This is a genomic window from Haladaptatus cibarius D43, from assembly GCF_000710615.1.
Lineage (GTDB): Archaea > Halobacteriota > Halobacteria > Halobacteriales > Haladaptataceae > Haladaptatus > Haladaptatus cibarius.
This window is the reverse complement of sequence record NZ_JDTH01000002.1, coordinates 540,661-564,368: the sequence shown is the minus strand read 5'-3', so window position 1 is coordinate 564,368 and position 23,708 is coordinate 540,661. Positions and strand designations below refer to the sequence as shown.

Annotated in this window: 30 protein-coding genes; 9 read left to right on the top strand and 21 right to left on the bottom strand. The window is 58.2% G+C overall.

The annotated features are described in order from the left end of the window. Nucleotides 1–68 precede the first annotated feature (68 nt). From HL45_RS08230 to HL45_RS08220, 3 genes are all read right to left on the bottom strand, one after another. Nucleotides 69–305 (bottom strand): UPF0058 family protein, encoded by a 237-nt coding sequence (locus HL45_RS08230; RefSeq protein WP_049971958.1) that lies wholly within the window; start codon nt 303–305, stop codon nt 69–71. 272 nt (nt 306–577) lie between these two features. Further along, on the bottom strand, nt 578–757 hold the full coding sequence (locus tag HL45_RS08225; RefSeq protein WP_049970640.1) for a DUF7836 family putative zinc-binding protein: 180 nt from the start codon (nt 755–757) through the stop codon (nt 578–580). Nucleotides 758–851: 94 nt separating this feature from the next. After that, a complete protein-coding gene (locus tag HL45_RS08220; RefSeq protein ID WP_049970639.1) occupies nt 852–1,046 on the bottom strand; it encodes a cold-shock protein in 195 nt (64 codons plus the stop codon). Between the two features lie 198 nt (nt 1,047–1,244). On the opposite strand from HL45_RS08220, the gene HL45_RS08215 reads away from it, so the two are divergent. After that, nucleotides 1,245–2,441, top strand: a complete 1,197-nt coding sequence (locus HL45_RS08215) for a putative manganese transporter (RefSeq protein WP_049970638.1) — start codon at nt 1,245–1,247, stop codon at nt 2,439–2,441. A 33-nt stretch (nt 2,442–2,474) separates the two neighbouring features. Here the strand turns inward: HL45_RS08215 and HL45_RS08210 are convergent, their stop codons facing one another. From HL45_RS08210 to HL45_RS08190, 5 genes are all read right to left on the bottom strand, one after another. After that, entirely contained in the window at nt 2,475–3,200 is a 726-nt protein-coding gene (locus HL45_RS08210) for a ferritin-like domain-containing protein (protein WP_049970637.1), read from the bottom strand. 125 nt (nt 3,201–3,325) lie between these two features. Further along, entirely contained in the window at nt 3,326–3,607 is a 282-nt protein-coding gene (locus HL45_RS08205; protein WP_049971957.1) for a winged helix-turn-helix domain-containing protein, read from the bottom strand. Nucleotides 3,608–3,756: 149 nt separating this feature from the next. Further along, complete coding sequence (locus HL45_RS08200; protein WP_049970636.1) at nt 3,757–4,062, bottom strand: hypothetical protein; 306 nt, start codon at nt 4,060–4,062, stop codon at nt 3,757–3,759. Between the two features lie 56 nt (nt 4,063–4,118). Continuing rightward, complete coding sequence (locus HL45_RS08195) at nt 4,119–4,394, bottom strand: winged helix-turn-helix domain-containing protein (RefSeq protein ID WP_049970635.1); 276 nt, start codon at nt 4,392–4,394, stop codon at nt 4,119–4,121. Nucleotides 4,395–4,438: 44 nt separating this feature from the next. Next, a complete protein-coding gene (locus HL45_RS08190; RefSeq protein WP_049970634.1) occupies nt 4,439–4,723 on the bottom strand; it encodes a DUF357 domain-containing protein in 285 nt (94 codons plus the stop codon). Between the two features lie 154 nt (nt 4,724–4,877). Here HL45_RS08190 and HL45_RS08185 point away from each other — a divergent pair, with 154 nt between their 5' ends. The 3 genes from HL45_RS08185 (at nt 4,878) to HL45_RS08175 (ending at nt 7,615) form a co-directional block, all read left to right on the top strand. Next, complete coding sequence (locus HL45_RS08185; RefSeq protein ID WP_049970633.1) at nt 4,878–6,212, top strand: FAD-dependent oxidoreductase; 1,335 nt, start codon at nt 4,878–4,880, stop codon at nt 6,210–6,212. A gap of 139 nt (nt 6,213–6,351) precedes the next feature. Further along, the gene (locus HL45_RS08180; RefSeq protein ID WP_049970632.1) at nt 6,352–6,651 is read left to right on the top strand and encodes a DUF7545 family protein; all 300 of its coding nucleotides are present in this window, start codon (nt 6,352–6,354) and stop codon (nt 6,649–6,651) included. A 121-nt stretch (nt 6,652–6,772) separates the two neighbouring features. Further along, on the top strand, nt 6,773–7,615 hold the full coding sequence (locus tag HL45_RS08175) for a DUF2071 domain-containing protein (protein ID WP_049970631.1): 843 nt from the start codon (nt 6,773–6,775) through the stop codon (nt 7,613–7,615). 83 nt (nt 7,616–7,698) lie between these two features. Here HL45_RS08175 and HL45_RS08170 read toward each other — a convergent pair whose 3' ends face one another. The 3 genes from HL45_RS08170 to HL45_RS08160 form a co-directional block, all read right to left on the bottom strand. Next, nucleotides 7,699–8,142 (bottom strand): hypothetical protein, encoded by a 444-nt coding sequence (locus HL45_RS08170; RefSeq protein WP_144240038.1) that lies wholly within the window; start codon nt 8,140–8,142, stop codon nt 7,699–7,701. A gap of 128 nt (nt 8,143–8,270) precedes the next feature. Beyond that, nucleotides 8,271–9,107 carry an MBL fold metallo-hydrolase gene (locus HL45_RS08165; RefSeq protein WP_049970629.1) on the bottom strand — a complete coding sequence of 279 codons (837 nt, stop codon included), beginning with the start codon at nt 9,105–9,107 and terminating at the stop codon, nt 8,271–8,273. Between the two features lie 259 nt (nt 9,108–9,366). Then, complete coding sequence (locus HL45_RS08160) at nt 9,367–9,714, bottom strand: DUF7344 domain-containing protein (protein ID WP_049970628.1); 348 nt, start codon at nt 9,712–9,714, stop codon at nt 9,367–9,369. A gap of 255 nt (nt 9,715–9,969) precedes the next feature. On the opposite strand from HL45_RS08160, the gene HL45_RS08155 reads away from it, so the two are divergent. After that, a complete protein-coding gene (locus tag HL45_RS08155; protein ID WP_049970627.1) occupies nt 9,970–10,764 on the top strand; it encodes a helix-turn-helix transcriptional regulator in 795 nt (264 codons plus the stop codon). Nucleotide 10,765: 1 nt separating this feature from the next. On the opposite strand, the gene HL45_RS08150 is transcribed toward HL45_RS08155, so the two are convergent. From HL45_RS08150 to HL45_RS08135, 4 genes are all read right to left on the bottom strand, one after another. Beyond that, nucleotides 10,766–11,605 (bottom strand): enoyl-CoA hydratase/isomerase family protein, encoded by an 840-nt coding sequence (locus HL45_RS08150; RefSeq protein WP_049970626.1) that lies wholly within the window; start codon nt 11,603–11,605, stop codon nt 10,766–10,768. Next, entirely contained in the window at nt 11,602–12,501 is a 900-nt protein-coding gene (locus tag HL45_RS08145) for a 3-hydroxyacyl-CoA dehydrogenase family protein (RefSeq protein ID WP_049970625.1), read from the bottom strand. The genes HL45_RS08150 and HL45_RS08145 overlap by 4 nt, the downstream gene beginning before the upstream one ends. Before the next feature lie 525 nt (nt 12,502–13,026). After that, complete coding sequence (locus HL45_RS08140) at nt 13,027–14,469, bottom strand: zinc ribbon domain-containing protein (protein WP_049970624.1); 1,443 nt, start codon at nt 14,467–14,469, stop codon at nt 13,027–13,029. Continuing rightward, entirely contained in the window at nt 14,466–15,653 is a 1,188-nt protein-coding gene (locus tag HL45_RS08135) for a thiolase domain-containing protein (RefSeq protein ID WP_049970623.1), read from the bottom strand. Before HL45_RS08135 ends, HL45_RS08140 begins: the two co-directional genes overlap by 4 nt. Before the next feature lie 134 nt (nt 15,654–15,787). Between HL45_RS08135 and HL45_RS20795 the strand changes: the two genes are divergently transcribed. Beyond that, nucleotides 15,788–15,955, top strand: coding sequence for a hypothetical protein (locus HL45_RS20795; RefSeq protein ID WP_158413678.1), 168 nt, complete (start codon nt 15,788–15,790; stop codon nt 15,953–15,955). Nucleotides 15,956–16,173: 218 nt separating this feature from the next. Here the strand turns inward: HL45_RS20795 and HL45_RS08130 are convergent, their stop codons facing one another. After that, nucleotides 16,174–16,716 (bottom strand): tRNA (cytidine(56)-2'-O)-methyltransferase, encoded by a 543-nt coding sequence (locus HL45_RS08130; protein ID WP_049970622.1) that lies wholly within the window; start codon nt 16,714–16,716, stop codon nt 16,174–16,176. Nucleotides 16,717–16,870: 154 nt separating this feature from the next. Between HL45_RS08130 and HL45_RS08125 the strand changes: the two genes are divergently transcribed. Together HL45_RS08125 and HL45_RS08120 are read left to right on the top strand one after the other, a co-directional pair. After that, nucleotides 16,871–17,092 (top strand): hypothetical protein, encoded by a 222-nt coding sequence (locus HL45_RS08125; RefSeq protein WP_049970621.1) that lies wholly within the window; start codon nt 16,871–16,873, stop codon nt 17,090–17,092. A gap of 84 nt (nt 17,093–17,176) precedes the next feature. Beyond that, nucleotides 17,177–18,154 (top strand): NAD-dependent epimerase/dehydratase family protein, encoded by a 978-nt coding sequence (locus HL45_RS08120; protein ID WP_049970620.1) that lies wholly within the window; start codon nt 17,177–17,179, stop codon nt 18,152–18,154. Between the two features lie 24 nt (nt 18,155–18,178). On the opposite strand, the gene HL45_RS08115 is transcribed toward HL45_RS08120, so the two are convergent. From HL45_RS08115 to HL45_RS08095, 5 genes are all read right to left on the bottom strand, one after another. Beyond that, a complete protein-coding gene (locus tag HL45_RS08115; protein WP_049970619.1) occupies nt 18,179–18,511 on the bottom strand; it encodes a BsuPI-related putative proteinase inhibitor in 333 nt (110 codons plus the stop codon). Between the two features lie 121 nt (nt 18,512–18,632). Next, on the bottom strand, nt 18,633–19,760 hold the full coding sequence (locus HL45_RS08110; RefSeq protein ID WP_084156828.1) for a S8 family peptidase: 1,128 nt from the start codon (nt 19,758–19,760) through the stop codon (nt 18,633–18,635). Between the two features lie 117 nt (nt 19,761–19,877). Further along, nucleotides 19,878–21,002 (bottom strand): S8 family peptidase, encoded by a 1,125-nt coding sequence (locus tag HL45_RS08105; RefSeq protein WP_049970618.1) that lies wholly within the window; start codon nt 21,000–21,002, stop codon nt 19,878–19,880. Between the two features lie 155 nt (nt 21,003–21,157). Further along, on the bottom strand, nt 21,158–22,348 hold the full coding sequence (locus HL45_RS08100) for a S8 family serine peptidase (RefSeq protein ID WP_049970617.1): 1,191 nt from the start codon (nt 22,346–22,348) through the stop codon (nt 21,158–21,160). Between the two features lie 205 nt (nt 22,349–22,553). Beyond that, complete coding sequence (locus HL45_RS08095) at nt 22,554–22,778, bottom strand: hypothetical protein (protein ID WP_233274722.1); 225 nt, start codon at nt 22,776–22,778, stop codon at nt 22,554–22,556. A 165-nt stretch (nt 22,779–22,943) separates the two neighbouring features. Here HL45_RS08095 and HL45_RS08090 point away from each other — a divergent pair, with 165 nt between their 5' ends. Beyond that, nucleotides 22,944–23,702, top strand: a complete 759-nt coding sequence (locus HL45_RS08090; protein ID WP_049970616.1) for a DUF2797 domain-containing protein — start codon at nt 22,944–22,946, stop codon at nt 23,700–23,702. Nucleotides 23,703–23,708: the final 6 nt, after the last annotated feature.

Here is a 23,708-nt window from a genome sequence, read left to right as displayed (position 1 = left end):
AACAACGAGCAACCGGTAGCGTCGCCACTTGTCTTTACTGTTAATATCGGGGAGTCGCAAACCGTGACTCAGTCAGCTTGAGGTGCGACCGCTTCGCGCTCGGTCACACGCATCTCCGTGGTTATTGCGTTGGATAGTGCAAAAACAGCGGCTTTGTGGTCAGTTTTCGATCTGTGGATGGACGTCGGTCGTACCCCAAGGGATTCGTACTCGTCCAATGTAATCGGTTCCCCGGTTTTCTCCTCGAAATGGTTTCCGACCTCTGCAAGCAGGCCGTGAAGGTGGATGAGCTCCTGCTTCTTCATAAGCATCGTTGAGTAACAGTTGCAGGGTTATATTATTATCTTGAGTGCCGTTAGCACGCCGTACAGTCAGAGTTTCGGGACTTTCGGTTTCGTATCATACTAGAATGCGGTCATTGAAACCGACTGTTGTCAGGACAGGGGCTGATTGCGGCGAATCGGCTAACTGAATATCGGTGGAGCGAACGAATAGCTATCAACTCAGCTGATACAAATCCGACCGAGAAGATGTGGCGTTACCGTTGTTTCGCGCATAATGCGCGAATAAGCAGTGCTTACTGGAGTTGCTTGAGCGTCTTCAAATCGCTCTCGGTTCGTGTGAACTCAGACGTTCGTCGCGTCGCATGACAGTTCGGACAGTGGAACTGCTTGTCGGGGGTCGGCAAGTCGTCAGGACTCGACTCCCAGTGTTTTCCGCACTCCGGACACAGCAATCGAACGTACGTTTCCACCATACGCTGCCTATCGAGCGGTAAGGAGAAAAATCTTGTTGGCGATTTCGTGAAAGAGAGCCGTTGCTAATCGTCTGCTACGCTACACGGTGTCGTCTCAGAGCCGTTGGAGGTTCGTCGCCCGTGGTCCTTTGTCCGCCTGTTCGATGTCGAATTCGACTTCCTGTCCTTCCTCCAAATCCGGCCCGCCAATATCCTCCATGTGGAAGAATACGTCGTCGTCCGCGTCGTCAGTCTCGATAAAACCGTAACCGCCGGTATCGTTGAAGAACGTAACCGTACCTTGCGCCATTGCAGGTGAACAGAGCGGTGTGACGAAGATAAGAATTGCGGCTATTGGTACCACGGCACTCAATCCCTTTTTCAACTATCGTCTGAAACCATCCTTCGGTCGATTCTCACTGCCGAAACTTATAAGTTCTAAGGTGCAAAACTCTGTTTTAGAGATGTCTAAAACTATCTTCGTCTCCAAGGAGGGGACGTATATCTCATGAACGAGCTATTAGAAGTGTTTCTCGCGTCGGTTCGTGATGGTTACGTCCAAGTGAGCGCTTTCGTCGCGGTCACGGTTCTCCTGTTCGGCCTCGTTCAGTACCGAACGAGCGGTGCATTAGTCGAACGACTGTCCGAAAACGAGCGACTGCAACCGTTTTTCGGCGCACTCATGGGGCTGACTCCCGGCTGTGGCGGTGCAATCGTCATGATGCCGTTGTACGTTCGCGGCACGGTCAGTTTCGGAACCGTCGTCGCCACGCTCATCGCAACGGCTGGCGACTCCGCGTTCGTCATCCTCGCACTGGCGCCGAAAGCGGGACTGTACGCATACGGTATCGCCTTCGGTGCGGCCATCGTCTCCGGCTACGCAATCGACAAGTTCGGTATGGGCGTCGGTCGGGTCGATAACGCCGTAGCCAATATCAGCAACACGGCCACAGACGGCGGTGTCGTCAGCGCGAGTCGCGGCGGTAATCCTGCACACGAGTACGATGCGGCCTGCGGAACCTCGACCGCCCGAGAATCGTCGATCCTGACGCCCCTCAGCCACGCGGTTCACGCCCTCTGGTGGGTGTCCGCGGGTATCGCGCTCGCACTGGGTGTCATGTACCTTGCTGCGGGCGCGCCCGAGGTTCCGCTGGAACTCGGCACCTCCTTCGCAGGAGCGTTCACTATCGTCGGTATCACGGGAACGACGGCGTCGTTCTACATCTACTTCGTCGGGCGACACTACCTCGGAGACGGCCACGTTGGCCGTGCTCGGGATACGTTCGCCAACGTCCACGAAACGCTCGTCCACGCGGCACAGGAGACGAGTTTCGTCACCGTCTGGGTGCTCACGGCGTACCTACTGTACGAATACTCCGTCCTCCTGCTCAACATCAACGTCGCCGAACTCGCCGCCGCCGTTGGCTTGCTCGCGCCCGTCGCCGGGGCGGCACTCGGATTGATTCCGGGCTGTGGCCCGCAAATCGTGTTGGCGACCGTGTACGCGGACGGCGGGATTCCGTTCTCGGCGCTCACCGCGAACGCCATCAGTCAGGACGGCGACGCGTTGTTCCCGCTCATCGCCATCGACAAAAAGGCCGCAATCGTCGCATCGATTTACACGACCATTCCCGCGCTCATCGTCGGGATTGGACTGCACGTACTGTTCGACTTCGGTTCGGCAACAGGATTCGGCGTACTGTAATCGCAGAAAAAGTCGAAACTGGTCGGAATCGGCTTACTGGACGATGAACTGCCCGGCGATTTCTTTGACCTCTTCCATCGTTTTCGCCTCGTCGAAGGCGTTCGGGTACGGTGAAACGCCGTTGAGGGCGTTGAACGATGCCGCGTGACGCGCTTCGACGCTGTGGATGGACACTGCCGCCTGCAGTATCTTGTCGTTCTTGATGGATGGGGCCGCGCCAGCGTACGCCGCCACACCCGTGTTTTCGAGTGCCTTGGCGACTTTGAGGAACTGTGCGGGCGTCTCGTAGCCGAAGTCGTATTCGGCCTGTTCGACCGGTTCGCCACCGAGTTGTTCGATGACCTTCGTGATTTGGTCAACGTGGGCCGCCTCGTGTTCGCCGACGACGCGAACCTGTTCCGGAATCTTCTCACGCTGGCTGTCACAGATGTCACAGCCGAGGTCTGCGTGCATGAGTTCGTCGTCGCTGAAATCCTCCAGTCCCTTCGCGTAGAAGGTCGCTTCTAAGTGTTCGAGCGTCAGCGCGTAGTTCAAAATGTCGAGGTCTGTTGTATCGTCTTCCATGTTACCATCGTCTCCGGAACCGCCGTCGTCGCTATCGTTGTTGTGGTCGTCTGCACCCACGATGCCCATTCCTGCTCCCGTCAGTCCCACAGCCCCGACAGCCGCCGACCCTGCGAGGAAACCACGGCGGGACGTGAGTTGTTTCCGCGTCGTCTCTCCGAGTTCACCGACTGCGTCCTGTGTATTGTCTGGCATGGTTGGTCGTGCGCTGTGGCGCACACCACAACCGAGGACAGAGGTTTAAAAGAAAATTTTCCGGACTCTCACCCAAATTCATTCGAACTTTGACCATGGTTCGTCCGTAAACGCCGCGAGAACAGCTATTCAGACACTTTCTCGATGATTTCAGTAACCCGTTGCCACTCCCGTTTGACCGTCGAAGTTGGTGTATAGATAGAACCGTACTCGCCACCGCCGTGTTGCTCGACGATTTCGTGTTCCGCGAGCACGTCGAGATGGTGGCGAATCGTGGAGTAATCGAGGCCGAGCGTCGTCGAGAGTTGGTTCGCGTTCTGTGGCTGGTTCCCTACCTCTCGGAGTAGTCGAGCGCGACTCGCGTCTCCCCGACTTCCAGAAAGGACGTACCAAAGTGTTCCATCCAACGAACTCCCTCCGTTGGAAGTCGTGGTCGAGTTCCGACTCTGTCGTTTCACACGCGGAGTACAGTCTGAAACTACGTTATTAGCAGTTCGCTAATCGCACCGTAAGTATATCATACAGAGACATAAACCGGAAAAATCGAGTCGGGAAATCAGTCCCACGTCGCCCACAGAAGAAACGATAGAGCGAAAAATTCCAACACGTGAAGCGCGAGCATCGCGTGCCACGCCTCGGGCGGCACCGCGGTTGCGAACCACACCGACAGCACCTCGTCCCACGAATACACGTACAGCGCCACTGCGTTTTCGCCGAGCAAGAGAAGTGCGAACACCGACAGGCCGAGCGTGTGCTTCGAGCGGAACTGCATGTAGTTCCGGAGCCAAACGTAGCCTAGTCCGAGCAGTAACAGCACGTTCAGTGCCGTCGCCACCCGCGCTACGTCTAACCAGAGACTCATCTGTTCCTCCCTTGTAATCGGTGACGGTTATATGCTTTCCCAGATTCAACCATACTTTACTCCACCTGTTCCATGATTTTCTCGACGGTGTCCCAGTGCTGTCGCGCTTGCTCCGTGAGCAGATACACTGCGCCGTAATCGTCCCCGCTGCTCTCGATTATGCTGTTGTCCATTAGCACGTCGAGGTGATGGCGAACCGTTTTGTAATCGAGGTCTAACGCTTCCGCCAGTTGGTTGGCGTTCCGCGGACGTTCATCCAGCGCGCGAATCAAGCGGACACGATTGGCTCCGCCGCGCGTACCGGTGAGTACGTACCACAGGACGCCCTCCATTACCGCCAACCGACACACCCCGGACACGTAAGCCCATCGCCCAACTACACGGTGAAGAGATGTCCATCTCTGGGCACGTCGAACAGACCGATTCGCGCCCCGGCATCTAACCACGCGTGACCGTACGAAAACGATGCAAGTGCGTTCACGAGGTCATCGTCGTCTCGGAAATGTCGTCCATCTTCGAGATACGAACGAGCCATTTCCTCACAGTCCGCTGCCGCTTCGCCCATCGGCGTGTCGGCCGCCGGAGCGATTTCTGCGGCGTCGAGCGCCTCCGAGAGGAGGCGCTCGTAGCGGTTCGTCTTCTCCACGATGTCTGCGCCCATGCGTGTGTCGTGGGAGAGAACGAACGTAAGGGCTTCGAGAGGGGTTAGCGACCGGCAGTACGGCACCCTGATAACCCTTCTCACTCGACTGTCGAAACCGGAAACGAGCGAAGACAGCGCAAGCTAAATACACCGCGAACTGTGATATTGCACCATGAGCGAACATCCCCACGTCGAGATTTACACGAAGGAGAACTGCCCCTATTGTGAAAAGGCAAAAGACCTCTTCGACGAGAAAGGAATCGAGTACGAAACGTACAACGTGACTGGCGATGACGACCTCTTCTCCGAGATGGTCGAACGCGCCGACGGGCGCAAAACAGCGCCCGAGGTGTTCATCGACGACGAACTCATCGGTGGGTGGGACGAGACGAGCGCACTGGAAGAGACGGGCGAACTTGACGACAAACTCGGCATCGAATCCGCGGACGCTGGCGACGATTCCGCCACTCCGGAACACCGCACGCTTATCGTCTCCGGAAGCGGAATTGCGGGCCTGACTGCGGCAATCTACGCAGCACGCGGGAACAACGACCCCCTCATCCTGCAGGGCGACGAACCGGGCGGCCAGTTGACGCTCACCACGGACGTGGAGAACTACCCCGGATTCCCGGACGGCATCAGCGGCCCGGAACTCATCAACAACATGCAAGAACAGGCCGAGCGATTCGGGGCCGAGGTGAAAACCGGCATCATCGAGGACGTTGACGACACGTCCCGTCCGTTCCGCGTCGAACTCACGAATGGTGAGGTGTATACGACGGACGCGCTCATCGCGGCCAGCGGGGCGAGCGCCCGAACCCTCTCGATTCCGGGCGAGGACGACCTGATGGGCTACGGCGTCTCGACCTGTGCGACCTGCGACGGCGCGTTCTTCCGCGACGAGGAGATGGTCGTCATCGGCGGCGGTGACGCCGCGTTCGAGGAAGCCTCCTTCCTCACGAAGTTCGCGTCGAAGGTTTACCTCGTCCACCGACGCGAGGAGTTCCGCGCAGAGAAATATTGGCAAGACCGCGTGCAGGAGAAGGTCGATGCGGGCGAAATCGAGATTATGAAAAACACCGAGGTGACCGAGATTCACGGCTCGGTTGAGGAGGGCGTGGACTACGTGACGATGGTTACGAACCCCGAAGGGAAACCGTCCCAGAAACTCGACGACCCCGAAACCGAGGAGTTCGAGTTCGACACTGGTGCCGTGTTCCTCGCAATCGGCCACACGCCGAACACGGGCTACCTCGAAGGTACGGGCGTCGAACTGGACGAAGAGGGCTACATCCGAACCCTCGGCGGCAAAGGTGGCGGCCAGACGAAAACGGACGTGTCCGGCATCTTCGGCGCTGGCGACGTGGTGGACTTCCACTACCAGCAGGCCGTAACTGCCGCGGGAATGGGCTGTAAGGCCGCACTCGACGCAGACGACTACCTCGAAACCGCAGACCTCGGGGAGGCGACCGCCGCGCAGGAAGGTGCGGCGGCGTCCGACGACTGAATCAGTCAGTCGGAGTTCAGTTCTTCATCCCGCCGATTTTGAGCACATCGTTTTTGCGGCGGGTTCCGCGAACTTCGCGGAACCCGCCGATGCAGTCGCTAACCACAGACCCTTAACGCTTGACGACGAAATGAGGGCTATGGTTGACGCAGACGAAGTCGAGACGGCAACGTACAGTATCGAAGGCCCTGACGGCGACAGCGACGAACTCGAACTGCCGCCGGGACTCATCGACCTGCTCCGCGAGGAAGACGAGGCGCGCGAAACGGTCGTCGGCGACATGGCACTCGTATCCTTCGTCCAGCAGGCCCACGCCGCGGTTCACCATACGCAGGGCGAACCGGACGAGGAAGTCGTCGCCATCGAAGAACGAGCGCGAGAACTGTTCGAAGAGCGACTCGGCATCACCTTCGAGCAGGCCACCGGCCACTCGCACTAAACGGTAGCTTTCCCGCCAACTTTTACTCGCCATCCAAACTTTAGAAATATTCTCGGCAGATGTAGGTACTCGTCTACACGTCGGTCTCAAAGTATATTTAGATCGATATGAATTATCAACTATGGAACAGAAATTACAACGTTCCCGTTCCCTTCAGGAACGTCTCGGTCGGGTCTATCACCAGCCTATCGACGTCGAATCGTGGACGAACAAGCGGATAACGGTGAACTATCGAGTACCGCTGGAACAACTCGAACAACTCGTTCCGGACTGTGTCACCGTCGAAGAGATTCGTGATACGGGAACCGGGATGCTAAGCATGTGTGCGTGCGATTTCTCGGTGACGAAACTCGGCCCTGTTCCAATGCCGCGGGTTCACACGAACGAGATGCTCTGTCGAATCAGCGTGTCGGTGCCGAAAAACGGGACACAGCGCCGTGCGTACTACACACTTCGTTCCGACACCTCGTCGCGCTTTTTGGGTCTGTGTGGTGGGTTTTTCTCGCATTTCCGGAAAGCAACGTCCTCGTTCGACAGAGTGGACGACGGCGACACGTACGCGCTCCGGTGCCGCGCGGACGATTCGCTCTGTAACGGCGAACTCACTGCGTCGATGGACTCCATCAGCGACGAACCGCCCGAAACCACGGCGTTCGACGACGTGACGGAAGCGACGGACTTCGTTCTCGAACTGGACGGCAGTTGCGGGTACAACTTTGCGAAGGGGAAACTTTCGTTCCAAGACATCGACTACCCCGACTGGGACGTGTCGTTCTGTCACGATTTCTCGCTCGATTCCTCGCTCATCGACTACCTCGAAACGTCGTTCGACCTCGACCTGACGTTCGACTGCGCCCTCTACATGGGCGACGTTGACCAGACGTGGAGACGGTCGTGGATGTACGAACCGACGCCGACGTTCGAGGAAACGTCCGGCGGGCACGCTGTCCCCGCGGACGACTAAGCGAGGAACGTATTTTGTTTCATAGCTAATCAATGCTGAATTAGAAAACACCAGTAGGAAATGGAGAGCAGCAGTTTGTGCGCTCAGACCGAAGTGTTTGGCGTTATCCGTTCGCGCCCGATAACGAACCGTGTCAAGAAGAACGCTGCACCACCAGCCACGGAAAGCAGAACGCCGAAGCCGAACGCGAGCAGTGATGGCGAAGCGGGGTCGTACGTCATCTCGAACGTGTAAATTTCACCGTCGTACCGAACGGCGTTGTTGGCAAACGTCGTCAGCTCGGTATCTTCGACTGGTGCTGCTTGACCGGTCTTCAATCGGTCGAATACAGCCTTTTCTGATGCTGTAAGGCTGGAATACGCAACCGCGGATACGTCTGTGGACGACCCATCGTGGTCAATCTGAACCATATACGGGGAGGATTCCATTTCTCCGTATGCAGCAGAACCGGTAATCACAATTCCGGCGAGGAACAGTCCGATACTAACTACATAAACAACCGGACGAAGCCATGTCGGGAGATTCATACATCGGTACATAAATCGAATCAACTATTAATGCTTTCTACCACAAATGATTTTACAACTGGCACAATACTGTCTATCGCTCCCCCCAATCGAGCAGATAGTAGCGGAACGTTAGATTCTAACGCCCGCTACAGGTCGATTCTGTCACCGATTTCGACGATCTCTAGCGACTTTGGATAGTCGTAACTCCGCCCGTGTTCGTACAGTGCGGTCGGGTCTGCGGTCAGTCCCTTCCACATGTCCCAGTGACTTGGAAGCAGGGTGTCGAGTTGGAGGGCGTTCGCGGCCTCGACGGTCTGGTTCTCGTCGCTGTACCATTTCGTCCGTTTGGGGTCGCGGGTCTGTTTGTCCGAAATTTGGCCGACGGAACCGAAGGCGAGGACACCGAGGTCGATGTCGTAGTTCTCGCCGATTGGTTCGAGTTCGTCGCCCGGTTTCGTGTCCCCACCGTGGAAGAACGTTCCTGCCTCGTGCTCGATGACGTAGGAAACGGGATGGGTCGCATCCGGGTCGTTCGCTGGTTCGACGTGAACCGTAAACTCGCCGATGTCGAAACTGTCGCCCTCTTCGACTTCCGCGAACTGGTCGGACGAAACGTCCCAGTTGTCTGCCCAGTTTTCGTCATCGCGCGCGACGGCGAGGCTGTCGTCCGGCGCGTAGAACGTCGCACCGGTCGATTCGAGAATCGGGGCTTGACTTGGCCCGTGGACGTGGTCGGTGTGTTCGTGCGTCGCAAGAACTGCGTCGGCCTCGGTCACGTCTTCCGGGTCGAACGGAATCGGAACCATTCGGACGGTTCGCGGCGGGTCGCCAGTTCCGAGGTACGGGTCTACGAACACCGTCGTTCCGCTGTTTCCTTTGCAGATGAAGCCGTTACAGCCGAGATACCAGACGGCAACGCCCTCGGGTGTCGCGTCTTCGACCGCGCGCGGAAGCCAGTCTCCCCAGTCGCTGTGAATTGCCATACGAACTACTGCCGGGCAAGCGTGCCTAAAGGTTGCGTTCACTCCCCGAAACTGAACCGTAATATGCTTTCTGGCAGCCGATGAATCGACCTTTCTCAATTATTAACCAAAGACATATATTACGTCAGTCACATTCGAAAAACGCCTGACGATAGTTGTTTTACTGTCGCAGGCAGTCGGTACTGCAATGTGTCTCTGACAGGTGCGGTCGGTACCGATCGCACCCACATTCGAACGCTTCTTCGAAAGTCAAACGTTCCTACGAGTGGCGACTGGCGAGAGAAAGCGATTGTTCGAGCGCGGAGATGTCGCACGTTCGTTCGATGATGTTCGTCTCCGTGTCGTAGACGATAAATCCGTAATCCATCAGCTTCGGGAGGTGGTTGTGATGGAGGTCGATACCGGTTCGTCGTCTGTCGTCGCCCGATGCCATTTCGCTGACAAACATCGACTCAACTAGTTCGGTGAGCGAGATGGGGCACTCGTGTTCTGTGAGATAGCGGACGACTTCTCTACGGAGGGGATGGTGGAGGGCTTCGAACACGGCGGAAGGAGTGGATGACAGCGCGCCGTCCGTGTCCGATAGCACGAATCTGTTGTCGTTCATGTAAATCGTACCTCTGATTGACCCGCCTTGTGAAGCGTAGGCCAATGGCGTCGCGGGAACCGAGTTCGAACCGTGAACTCGGGCATTCTATGTATTCGGAGCGGCCCTCATTACTTTACTTCGTCAAACGCGGTTTCGGGTTGGAAACTGAGTTTCTATCCGAAAATCAATCTCGATAGTTCGGACAGCATTGATAAATGTTACTATTGTTTAAAATATGTTTATACCGAGTCCAACACAACGACTGGGTACTGCATGAGCAAGGAGGGAGCAACCCCGGACGAACTGATAGCGACGGTGACGAAGCGGGCATCGTTTCTCGCGGTGCTCTCGTCCGGGGCGATGGAAAAGCGTGCGCTCCGGGACGAACTGGGCGTCTCCCGTTCAACAGTGTACAAAGCAGTTCGAGAACTGAAAGAGTACGACCTCGTCGAGCGGACGAATGACGGCCTCGGACTGACGCTTGCCGGTCGAATTCTCGAATCAGAGTACGACACGTTCCGACAGCGTACCGAGGATGTCTGTCGTACCCGGCACTTGCTTTTGACGCTCCCTGCGAACTGCACCATTCCAACTGCTCTCATCGAAGACGCAGAAACCATCCTTCCAGAGCGTCACGCACCGAATCATCCGATTCAGTATTTCGAGCGGATGGTTTCCGACGCCGACTGTGTGTGGGGACTCTCCCCCGTTGCTCTCCCGCAGTACGTAGATTTGTTTTACGAACGCTCCGTTTCTGACGAGATGGGAGCGGAATTGGTACTCGAACAACCCGTAGTCGAGTATCTCGTTACCGACTACAGTGACGAACTCCGTGAAGCGTTGGAAATCGGTAACTTGTCCGTTTGGGAAACGGAGAAGACGCTCCCGTTCGGCCTCATCGTCGCGGAAGGCACCAACAACGAACACGATGGCGTCTGCGTCGTCGTGTACAACGAACGAGGTGAACTTCGCGGACTCCTCACCAACGACACAAGAAACGCAATTGAATGGGGGCAGGAGACGTTCGAGCAGTTCCGAGATGACGCAACTCTCGTCGGCGGAAAGTGACTTACCGGTCTTCCCACTCAGGGTCGCGGTCTTCGAGGAAGGCGTCGATGCCCTCGTTTTTGTCCTCCGAGGCGAACAGCAGCGCGAACAGTTCCGCCTCGTACTCGATTCCGGCCTCCAACTCCATCCGACTACTGGCCTTGACGGCCTTTTTCGCCAGTTCGAGCGCCTTCGGACTCTTCTCGGCCATTCGTCCCGCGAGTTCGTAGACGCGGTCTTCGAACTCGTCGTCCGAACACACCTCGTCCACGAGGCCGATGTCGTGGGCCTCCTCGGCGTCGATGATTTCGCCCGACAGGACGAGTCGCATCGCCTGTCCCTCGCCGACCAGTCGAGTGAGTCGCTGGGTACCGCCACCACCGGGCATGATGCCGAGGTTGATTTCCGGTTGACCGAGTTTCGCTCGCTCGTGCGCGATGCGCACGTCGCACGCTTGGGCGAGTTCGCATCCCCCTCCGAGCGCGTGGCCGTTGAGCGCACCGATGACCGGTTTTTCCAAGTCGTCCACGTACTCGTACACTCGCGGACGTTTGCTCGCTTCGCGCTGTTCCATCGCGTCGCGCTGACGCAGTTCCTTCACGTCCGCCCCGGCGACGAAGGCTTTCGCCTCGTTCGCACCCGTGAGGACGACGACGCGAACGTCCGGGTCTGCTTCCACGGCGTCGAGAAGGTCTTTCAGTTCGGCCCGCAGTTGCGCGTTCAGCGCGTTTCGCGCATCCGGTCGGGTCAGCGTAACCGTCGCAACGTACTCCTCAACAGTCGCATTGACCGTCTCGCATTCGTTTGCGACCTGCTCGGGACTGCCGGGCGTATCGGAATCGTCGGTGCTTTCGTCGCTCATTCGTCATCACCTTCATTTTCGTCGTATTCACCCGACACACCCACGATTTCCCCATCCTCCCACACGTAGAACCCTTCGCCGGTCTTCTTGCCGAGTTTTCCGGCGCGAACTTTCTGGCGGAGAATCTGTGGCGGCCGGAATCGCTCGCCGAGTTCCTCGCGGAGATGTTCCAGAATGTCCAACCGGACGTCCAATCCGACCACGTCGCCGAGTTCGATTGGTCCCATCGGGTGATTGTAGCCGAGTTCCATCGCGGTGTCGATATCTCGGGGACTGGCGACATCCTCCTGTACCATTCGAATCGCTTCGACGCCCAAGGAGACGCCGAGGCGCGAGGAGGCGAAGCCAGGCGAGTCACGGACTTCGACGCCGACTTTGTCGATGTCGGAAACGAACTCGTCGGCGAATTCGACCGTCTCGCGGTCTGCTTGCTCCGGAACGACGATTTCCACGAGCTTCATGATGTGAACCGGATTGAAAAAGTGAAGTCCGACTGCCCGGCTTGGATTGTCAAGCGCGCTGGCGATTTCGGTCAGCGAGAGCGACGACGTGTTCGACCCGATAATCGTGTCGTCGGAGACGAGCGCCTCCACGTCCGAGAACGTCTTTCGCTTGATGTCCATCTCTTCCGGCACCGCTTCGATGACCATGTCCGCGTCGCCGACCGCGGTTTCGAGGTCGGTAGTTCCCGAGATTCTGTCGAGGGTGACTTCCTTTTCGTCGGCGGTCACTTTGTCGCGTTCGACGCCACCTTGGAGATTTGCGGAAATGCTCTCGATTCCGTTGTCCACGAAGTCCTGCTCGATATCGCGCAAAATCACGTCGTGGCCCGCCATGGCGGTGACCTGTGCGATTCCGTGCCCCATCGTCCCTGCACCGAGTACTGCTACCTTCATATCCGGAAAGGCGCGGGGGCGCACGAAAAACGTTGTTCTACGCGATTGAATTGCTGGGTTTTGCAGTCAGTGGTCACTTCGAATGACAGGATTGTCGATTCGGGTTTCTTCTTCGGTGCTCCACCGCAGTTTGAACGACAGTACTTCACAGTAATGAAAACTGAATATCATTTATTGCTGCTGAAATATCGTCTTAAACACGGTTTTAAACGTGTTCGTCGCCGAAATCGGCTGAATTAACGAAACGTATTGTGGCTCCAACTGTTTGCAGAAAGCTTTTACCGTAACCGGCAAATCGGTTAATTGTCTCGGGTAGGGGTACACGAGACTAACGATTCTTTCGGAACTGAAACCGGAGCCACTGGTGTCGCGAACTGTCGAAGAAAATAGGGTGAATTGTTTTATGATTTAAAATCAGATTTATTAGGTGACGTTTGGAGACACGGATAGTCGAACCATCTGCTTATTCAAAATCCAGTCAATGGCCGGGTTTTGAACCACCTCCGGAAAGACTCCCGGCTTGATTTACAGTTCGACCGTTGGTCGAATTTTAAACCCATACCTCGTTACGCCTTCTTGCGTGTAGATTCTGCGCATCGTCGTCTCTACCGAATCGCCGATTTCGAGGATTCCAGTGTCCGCGCCGGTCACCTGCGCAGGGGCGCTCGCAGTCTCTCCCGCTGGCCCGTCGAGCGCGACGATTGCCACGTCGAAGTCGCCCGACTTGGCCTGCTGTTCCGCGAACTCTGGTGGGGCACCACCTTGAGAAATCGTCGTCACGGCTTCTATGGTTCCCGTGCCTGTCAACTGCACCTCGTCGTATTCGACCAGCGATTTACAGCCGCTACAGGCACCTTCCGGTGGGAAGGAAAGCGCGCCGCAGTCGGGGCATTTTCCGGCCAGCAGTCGGTGTCGCTGGTCGAGCGTGCGCCGCCACGACGGAACGCTGACGTAGGCACCCCCGCCGCTCGGCGGGCCGGAGGTGAGTTCGCCGCGCTTGCGGAGGTATTCCGCATAGGAAACGGGGTCGTCGCCGTCGAGCGCTATTGAAACCGGAACGTCGCCTGCGTCCACGAGTAGGGCGTCCGCGCCCGCGCCGCTTCCGAACGACGCCAACAGAATTCGTTCGTGGCCCTCCGAGAGGGCTTTCGCCAAACTCAGCGGGACGCTCGCCGCGCCGGTATCGCCGAGTTCGTGGACGAGCGCGCCCGCCTGAATTTCTTCGACTCCGACGCCGAGCGCGCCCGCCGCGCGGTACGGAAGCTTTCCGTTCGGGGCTTGCACACCGGCAACGTCTACGTTTTCAGCATCGAAGTCCAACTGTCCGACCGCCCCGGCGAGCGTTTCGGAAAACGCTCGCCGGTCGTAGCCGGTCACGCCGAGGCCTTCGACCGCTTCCTCGCCGGTTCCTCGGAAGCGAGTTCCGGGGAACTCGCTTCCGTATTCTGCCTGCTGGACGACGCTGGCGGCACCGTTCTCATCGAGGACGAACGCCGCCGAACCCGCACCCGCGCCGTGTTCTTCTGCGGAATCGGGTTTTCCGCGCGGACAATCCGCGGTGATAACCAAGCCGACGCCGTCCTCCCAGGGCCCGGCGGACAGTCCGGCCACGAGTGCTCTGGTTCCCGCCCGAGTACTTCCCGTGAAGATGTGCCGAGTCGCCGTCTCCGACACGTCGAGCATCCCGCCGAGTCTGGCGGTCAGGTCTTCTTCCGCCATCGGTGGCGTGGTCGAAGCAAATGCGAGGAAGGAAACGTCGGGGTTTCCGGCGGCGGAAAGCGCCCGTCTTCCGGCCTCGTAGGCCATCGTCAGGGCGTCCTCGTCGGCTTCCGGAACCGCCTTTTCGTTGACTCCCGCGGCGTGGAACTGCCCCCACGCCTCGCGGAACTCGTCCGCCGAAATTCGGAATCGGGGTGCGTAGGCTCCGACTGCGGCGATGTTCGGAATTACGCTTTCTTTCGAATTCATTGTGCATCCACCTCCAGTTCGTTTTCGCGCTCAAGGACGTGGACGACCGCCGCACCGCCACTGCCGCCGACGTTGTGGGTCAGGCCGCAGGTCGCGCCTTCGACCTGTCGTTCTCCCGCCTTGCCCGAGAGTTGCTTGAAGGCTTCGACCAACTGCCCCGCGCCGGTCGCGCCGATTGGATGGCCCTTCGATTTCAGGCCGCCAGAGGTGTTGACGGGGCGCTCACCGCCGAGTTCTGTTGCGCCGGATTCCACGAATTTGCCCGCTTCTCCCGGTTCACAGAAGCCGAGGTCTTCGTAGGCCAGCAGTTCCGCGATTGCGAAGCAGTCGTGCACCTCCGCGAAGTCGATGTCTTTTGGGGTCACTCCGGCCATTTCGTAGGCCTGTTCTCCCGCCTCTTTCGAGGCCGGAACCGAGGTGTACGATTCGCGCTGGAACAGTCCGACTTGGTCGCTCGCCGCGCCGACACCCGCGATTCGAATCGGGTCGTCGGTGTACTCGTCAACTACGTCTTCGCTGACGACGAGGGCGCAGGCCGCCCCGTCAGTGGTCGGACAGCAGTGATAGAGCGTGAGGGGGTCGGCGACGACAGGCGCGTTTTCCGCATCTTCAAGCGAACACTCGAAGCCGAGGTGTGCGTGCGGGTTTTTTGCACCGTTCGAGTGGTTTTTCACCGCCACCCGCGAGAGGTGTTCGCTGGTGGTTCCGTACTCTTCCATGTGCGCGTCGGCCATCTGGGCGTAGACGCCCGAAAACGTCGTTCCGGAGAGTCGTTCCCACTCGGTTTCTCCGGAGACGCCGAGCCAGTATTTCGTCGCGTCGCTCGACGTGTCGGTCATGATTTCGACCCCGCCCGCGAGGGCCACGTCTGCCATGCCGCTTTTCACGGCTTGCACGGCGTGCCGTCCCGCGAATCCGCTCGCGGCGCAGGCGTTTTCGACGCGGGTGCAGGGGATTCCGTCGAGTCCGACGTGTTCGGTTACGGCAGGCCCGGAGAGGCCGAGTTGTCGCCCGCCGACACCGAGCGTGCCGACGAACGCTTCGTCCACGTCATCCGGGTCGATGCCCGCCGGAACGCTGTCTGCGGCCGCCTCAAAGGCGGTTCGGAACAGCGACCGATAGCTTTCGTCGGGGAACGATCCGAAATCCGTCTGGGCCGCGCCGACGAGATAGGCGTCTCGCATGGTTGGTGGTCTTGCGGCAGGGGAAAAATAACTGCCGTCACTTGGTCGGGTTTGCCGCGAATGAAATCATGAGTTTTGTAGATTCGTTTGTTACGACGTATTTTCGGATATGGCGATAGGTGATCACGACTCAAATGAACTGCCACCGCGGGCCACACCCTCCCCAACCGACTCCCTCACTCGCTGGCACTCGTTCACTCATCCCTCGCACGCTGTCAGCACAGGGCTTCGGCGGTGAACGCCTCCACCCTGCGCCAGCGCGCGCCATCGTGGAGCGTTTGGGCTTGCTAAAACCGACGTAAATTCAGTGGTGCGTGCGTTGGCAAACCCGAGGTCTCGTCGTCCGAGGAGTTGCGAATTATCACACGAGGAATGAGTACCGGTGCGAAGCGAGGAACGCAATCGGTTGGGGAGGTGTGTGGGCTAATGCGGCGGCGGTCGTGTGTTGTCGTGATTTGCTAACCGCAGAAAAAAGAACTCCAAACAGCGTCTACATGAGCCAATCCAGAAAATATCCCTTCTACTCCTCGTCAACTGATTCAACCCGTTTCCCGGTTGCTTTGGGAATCACGCGCTGGTCTGCGTCCTCCCACTCCCGGTCGAGTTCTCGGCCCTCGAACAACCTATCCAGAAAGACGGCCAATCCGGCGACCTCGGAGTGTGGCTGATTCGTCACGCCGACGTTCCAGTCCGCGGCCTCGTACACGTCGAAAGAAACCTTTTCGGCACCGACGACGACGAGCAGCGGTTCGTCGCTCCACGTTTCCCGAACGTCTTCCTCCACGTCCTGCACGCGCTCGCCGTACATCGTCAGGTGGACGACTTTTCCCTCCCAGTTTCGGATGAGCGCCTTCTGGCTCTCCGAGCACTCGACCTCGAAGGGGCCGCCGAATCGCTCCGTGATGTCCACGATGGTGTCGCGCGATTTTCCGGCGTTGTCCGGGAGGACGACGCGGCCTGCACCCAACGCTCGGGCGGTGAGTCCGACGTGTGTCGTCATTCGCTCGTCGCGTCCGGGTCGGTGGCCGAGACGGACGACGGTAACCTCGGTTTCGGTTTGCATACTCGCTGATGACGCGCGGAGCGGTTAGGTGGTTTCGAAATTCGATTTCAGTTGCTTTCCGGCAAGCCTAGCATTATTTGCTAACATATATTAAAATACAAAATTGATATTGTTTTAGCTGGTGAAGTTATGCTGAACCAGTCGGAAATTACAAATGAAGTCAACACAACTGTTTGCTGTTTTCGTGGCGGTCACGCTCATCTTCACGGGGGGCGCAACCGCGATGGACGCACCGATTACGAACGACGTAGACGCAACTTCCGTCTCGTCCCCGATTACGTACTCGAACTCCGTCTCTCCGATGATGGACGTTCCGTGTCCAGCAGCTGACGAACCCATCAGCGGTGGCGGCGGCGGTGACGACGGCGGTTGCTAACGACGAACAACTGGTTACACACTGTTTTTTGCGGACGCTTCGAAGACCGGAACACACTTGCGGATAACCAGCACAGATTGGTGCATGCAACTCTCCGGTAAGCGAGTGCTCGTAACCGGCGGTGCGGGACTCGTCGGCTCGCAGATGGTCGAAGACCTCGTCGAAGACAACGAAGTGGTGGTCGCAGACGACCTCTCCAACGGGATTCGCTCCTCCATCCCGGACGATGCCGAGTTCGTGCAGGCGGATTTGACGGACGAAGCCCGAGTTAGCGATGTCATCACGAGCGAGTTGGACGCCGTCTTCCACTTCGCCGCCGCGGACAAGTACGTCAACACGGACGACCCGCGCCCGCAGTTCGAGGAAAACGGCGAAATGACCTACAACATTCTCGAACGGATGGACGAGGTCGGCGTGACGAACTTCGTCTTCACCTCTTCTTCGACCGTCTACGGCGAGGCTCCGCGCCCGACGCCGGAGGATTACGCCCCCCTCGAACCCATCAGCATCTACGGGTCGGCAAAGCTCTCCGAGGAGGCACTCCTCTCCACGTTCGCGCACTCCTACGATTTCACGGTGTGGAACTTCCGCTTTGCAAATATCGTCGGCGCGCGATTCGGCGCAGGCGTCGTTCCGGACTTCGTGGAAAAACTGGACGAGAACCCCGACTTGCTCACGATTCTCGGCAACGGACTCCAAGAAAAGTCATACATGCACGTTACGGAGTGTACTGAAGCGATTCGCTACGTCGTGGAAAATGCGGACGATGTTGCTGAGAGGAACTCGGCGGCACATCGGACGCCGTCCGATGGTGCTATGCACACCTACAATCTCGGCACGAAGACGACCACCTCAGTCAACGCGATTGCCGACATCGTGGCCGACGTGATGGATTTGAATCCGGAATACGAGTACACCGGCGGCGACCGGGGTTGGACCGGCGACGTGCCGAAGATGCGCCTCTCCATCGAGAAACTGTCCGCACTCGGCTGGCAACCCGCCCAGAGCAGTGACGAGGCCGTTCGGCAGGCCGCAGAACAGTTGTACGAAAAGCTGGAGTAAGGCTTTCTGTCGATTTCGAATCAATCAGATCGAGAAGTCGGTTCGCGCTTCTACGTCTTCTTCCATGATTTCGAGCGTCGCGACGACGGTGTAGTAGCCCGGCGCCGGGTCTGCCCACCCACCCGAATACGTCCGTTCCGAATCCGGGTCGAACGTCTCCGACTGAAGCGCCTGCGTGAACATTCGTCCATCGCTCGCGCGCCAGATTTCTTGGTCGTCTTCGAGGACGGCGAAATCCGCCTTGAGGCCGCTTCGGAAGGTAACGTCTACCGGGTCGTCGCTGGGATTTTTCACCGTCAGTTCGAACTCGACGTTGCCGTCGCCGGGAGTCGCCGTCAGTTCGCTTTCGAGCGTCATTGATTCATTCTTGGACGCGATGATTCGAAAAGCTTCTGGGACGTTCAGTCGGTAGAGACAGTTCTCCGCTCGAAGGACGCGTAAAAATGGATGACAGCGAACGAGAACCGAGCGGTTCGGCTTAGTTATCCCACGTTGGCGAACCGACTGCGGCCGCCACATCGAGGAGGCCGGAACCGGACTCGTTGCTCGACAGGCCGATGTTCTCCGCCGTGTTCTTGAGTTGACTGCGAGCGCCCGAGTTCGAGTAGCCCGCTGCCATCAGGACGCCAGCGGCACCGGCGACGTGTGGGCACGCCATCGAGGTACCCGAAAGCGTGTTGTAGCCACCGCCGGGGTACGTCGAGTTGATGTTCGAACCGGGTGCGGCGATTTCGATTTCCGGTCCTTGGCTGGAGAACGACGACAGGCCGTCGCTGGAGTTCGTTGAACTGACCGCCATGACCGAGTCGTACACTGCCGGGTAGCCGACACAGTACGAACATGGGCCGGAGTTGCCCGCCGCCGCGACGACGAAGACGCCGCTGTTGTTGGCGTAGTTACAGGCGTCTTGGAGCGCGTAGGAACCGGAGGAGCCACCGAGGCTCATGCTGGCCACGTCGAAGCCTTGGTTCGCAGTCCATTCGACACCGGCCGCGATGTCGGAGAACGAACCACTGCCGCTGTCGCTCAGCACTTTACCGGCGTGGAGGGTCGCATCGGGTGCGACACCTTTGATGCCTTGGCCGTCGTTTTCGGCCGCCGCGATACCGGCACAGTGGGTACCGTGACCGTTGCCGTCCTCCCACGTGCTGTAGCCGAATCCACGTCCGTAGCTGACGTTGTCGAGGTCTGAGTGGTTGCTGTCGATACCCGTGTCGAGGATAGCGATGTGAGCACCTGAACCGGTATAGCCGTCTGCGTGTGCCTGCTCCGCGTCAACGCGGTCAACGCCCCACGGGACTGAGTCCGCGAGAGCGTGCATCTGGCCGTTTGCTTCGACGTAGCGTACGCTGGAGCGCTTCTGCAAAGCCGTCGCCGCTTTTTTCGGAACACGAATCGTCAGAGCATCGAAATCGAACTCACGAACGACTTCATCTGCTGCGTCGCGGGCCATCGCTCGCCCGTTCGCGCTTTTAACACCGACGTTGACTTCCACCAAATCGTTCGGCTTCGCGTTTGCAAAACCAGTAACGGAAATCGCCGCCGCGGCTCCACCAGTTGCTTTGAGGACGTTACGTCGTGAAACGCTATCTTTGTTACCTTGCATCGCATGTGAAAGAATGGCCGGGTTTGTATTAAATTTTTCTCTAGGAAATATATTAATTAATATTTTTTAATTTGAAAATAACAGTACGGGGCGGAAATCGGCGACTTGAGCCAGAAGTTAGTTATCCGCCGAGTTCAGACCAAGTGCGGCCGCTACATCGACCAAACCGTATCCTTGCTCGTCGCTCGGCAGGCCGAGGTCTTCCGCGGTGTCGCGGAGTCGCTGGCGCGCATCCGTGTTCGAGTAGCCAGCAGCGGTAACCTGTGCCGCGGCACCAGCGACGTGCGCAGTCGCCATCGACGTGCCTGACAGCGTCTCGTAGGTGTTGTCGTAGTAGGTCGAATAGATGTCCGTCCCGGAACCTGCGAGTTCGATTTCCGGCCCTTGGCTGGAGAAACTCGCCCGACCGTCGTTCTCGTTCGTGGCACCGACCGCGATAACTTCCGGTTCTGCGGCGGGATAGCCCACACAACTCTCACTACACGGCCCGGAACCGCCCCCGGCACCGACGAGAAGCGAGCCTTGGCTGTAGGCGTATTCGACCGCGCTTTCGATGGTCGCGGACTTGCTCCCGCCGAGGCTCAGGTTGATAACGTCGTGTCCCTGATTCGCGGCCCATTCGATACCCGCCGCGATGTCGGAGTACGACCCGCTTCCGTAGCTGTTCAGCGCTTTCACCGCGTGGAGGGTTGCGTCGGGCGCGATGCTTCCGACGCCGGAGTAGTTGTTGACCGCCGCAATCGTTCCTGCGACGTGGGTTCCGTGGCCGTTCTCGTCCGACCACGAACTGCCGTGATACGTCTTGCCGTTTCCGAGATTTGCTTGCAGGTCGGGGTGGTCGGCGTCGATTCCCGTGTCCACGACCGCCACGTCCGCGCCTGCGCCTGTGTAGCCGTTCGTCTGTGCGACATCGGCGTCGATGCGGTCAACGCCCCACGGAAGGGTTTCCGCGAGGGCACGCATCTGACCGTTCTCCTCGACGTAGTTTACGTCCGGTGCACTTTCGAGCGCGGTGATTGCCTGTTTGGGAACGCGAATCGTCAGCGCGGTAATCGAATCGAACTCACGAACGACGTCGTTCGACGCCTCAACTGCGAATCGCCGTGCGGACGCACTGTCGAATCCAACGTTCACTTCTCGAACGTTCTCCCGTCCCGCGGCAACACCACTGCCGCCGAGTGCGGTAACAGAGGCACCTGTCGCTTTCAGCACATTTCGTCGTGTGTGGCTTTGTTTCACCATCAATGATACAGAGAATATCGTTAGGTATAATTCCTGATATAATAGATTTAAATTATACTTATTTTCTTTGAATGTTATAGCGGAGTGGTATCGTCACCAGTACGCCACAGTCTACCGAAACGGCGTAAAACGAGTGAAACGGGAGCGACCGTCGGTTAGTTGTCGCTGGAGTCGTAGCCGAGCGCGGCGGCCACGTCGAGGAGGCCCTGTCCTTGCTCGTTCTCTGGCAGGCCGATGTCTTTGGCCGTGCTCAGGATTTGGCTCTCCGCGTCACGGGCCGAGTAGCCCTGCGCCATCAGTTGACCGACAGCACCGGCGACGTGCGGCGTCGCCATCGAAGTTCCGGAGAACGTCGCGTAGCCGCTCGGAACGGTCGAGTAGACGTCCGTACCGGGTGCGATGATGTCAACTTCCGGCCCTTGGCTGGAGAACGACGACTGACCGTCGCTTTTGTTCGAGGACGCGACTGCGATAGTCTCTGGGTAGGCGGCAGGGTAGCCGACACAGTCGGTACACTGACCGGAGTTACCAGCGGCGGCGATAATCGAGACGCCGTTGTCGTAGGCGTACTGAACTGCATCGCGGAGCGCCGAGGAACTGGACGAGCCACCGAGGCTCAGGCTGGCGACGTCCCAGCCTTGGTCGGCGACGTACTCGACACCGGCGGCGATGTCGGAGAACGAACCGCTACCCGCACAGTCTAGAACTTTGACCGCGTGGAGCGTCGCGTTCGGTGCGACGCCGATGACGCCTTCCGTGTTGTCGTCGCCTGCCGCGGTACCGGCACAGTGGGTACCGTGGTCGTTGTCGTCCGACCACGAAACGTTACAGGAGTTGCTGTTTCCGGAGAACGCACAGTTTCCGAAGTAGCCACCGTTACCACAGGAGACGAACGCCTCGCCGGAGCCGAGGTGGTCTTGCAGGTCTGGGTGGTCGTCGTCGATTCCCGTGTCGACGATTGCGATGTCGGCACCTGCGCCGAGGTCACCGTTTGCGTGAGCGACCTCTGCATCGACGCGGTCGATGCCCCACGGTTCGGTTTCCGCGAGGGCTTCCATCGTACCGTTCGCTTCGACGTAGCGAATATTCGGATTCTTTTCGAGTGCAGTTGCCGCCTGCTTTGGCACTCGAATCGTCATCGTGTCGATGGAGTTGAACTCTCGAACGACCTCGTCCGCACTGCTTCGGGCCATTGCTTTCCCACGTGCGCTGCTGAACCCGACGTTGACTTCCACCTTGTCAGTCGGTGCCGCAGATGCAAGACCAGTCGCACCGGCCGCCGCCAGCGAGCCACCAGTGAGTTTGAGTACATTCCGCCGCGAAACGCCATTGGCTTTCCTTGGCATACGATTTGTGAGAGCATACCACGGAATAAAAAACCTTTGATTTTAATTTAAGACAATATTTTTATAAGTATATCTAATACTTAAAACTTAGATTTTATCTATGGAATAATGCTGGTAAAGTTTGCGGCCAGCGGCTCAAACGGGTATCGTCGCTGGCATCGGAATCGAGTTGATGCAGTCACGTCGGTATCAAACCATAACGAACCTATGCGCCCGTTTGTCCATTCTCCTCGACGTATCTGATTTCGGGATGGTCTTCCAGCCTCGTCCACGCAGAACGTGGAATCCGGACGGTCACAACATCGAGTGAGTTGAATTCACGAATGACTTCTACGGAGGTGTCTCTCACTGTCTTTCGACCTTCGCCACCATCGAATCCGACGTTCACCTCCACTACGTCTTGCCCGGAATCCTCTGTGTCACTGTCCACCACGTTATGTTGCTACAACACACAGATTATTAAAGCGTTTTGCCGCTCTTCAAATATTCCAATTCTATTCAATTTTAATCACATTCAAGAACATATCTATTGGTTGCCAAAATATCTCTCTGACGAACGATACCCCTTTTAGTTGGCCGGTACCAATCATCTGTCGTGCAAATCGTCGGGTACGACACCGGTGCATCCGGAGATGGCGCGCCTGCCCTGTTGGTGAGTGACGAGGATTCTCTTTCGCGCGAAAAACTGGTAGCAGGTTCGGAACTCGAATACACGCTCGGTCAGCGACACTGCGCCGGGACGTTCGACGGTTCGGTACACGTTTCCTGCGCCCGACCCGGAACACCCTACTGCGATGCACACACTTCGACGTGGATTTGCGCCCGCTGTACCGGCACCTGTCTCAAAGACGAGATGGACTGCTACGAAGACCACGCAATCTATCTCGCGGCGTTCGCCCCCACGACGTTCAAAGTCGGCGTCACCCGCGAATGGCGACTCGAAACCCGACTACGAGAGCAGGGCGCAGACCGCGCCGTCCACCTTCAGACCGTGAAAGACGGGCGAATCGCCCGTCAACTCGAAGCCGAAATCGCGGAAAACTTCACCGACCGCGTGCGGGTTCCGATGAAGATTCGTGACCTCAACCGAAGCGTCGATGAATCCGCGTGGAACGACGCACTCTCTTCTTTCGACCCAATCGACAGTTTCGACTTCGATTACGGCTTCGAACTCGCCTCCGCCCCGGTTCACGAAACGCTCGCCAGCGGCACTGTCGTCGGGACACAGGGTCGCGTTCTCGTGCTCGAACGGGGCGGGACGGCCTACGCCACCGACATGCGGGATTTGGTGGGCTACGAACTCGAAGCGGGCGCGACCGACCGAAGCCTGCAAGCCAGCCTCGGCACCTTTTAGACCGCA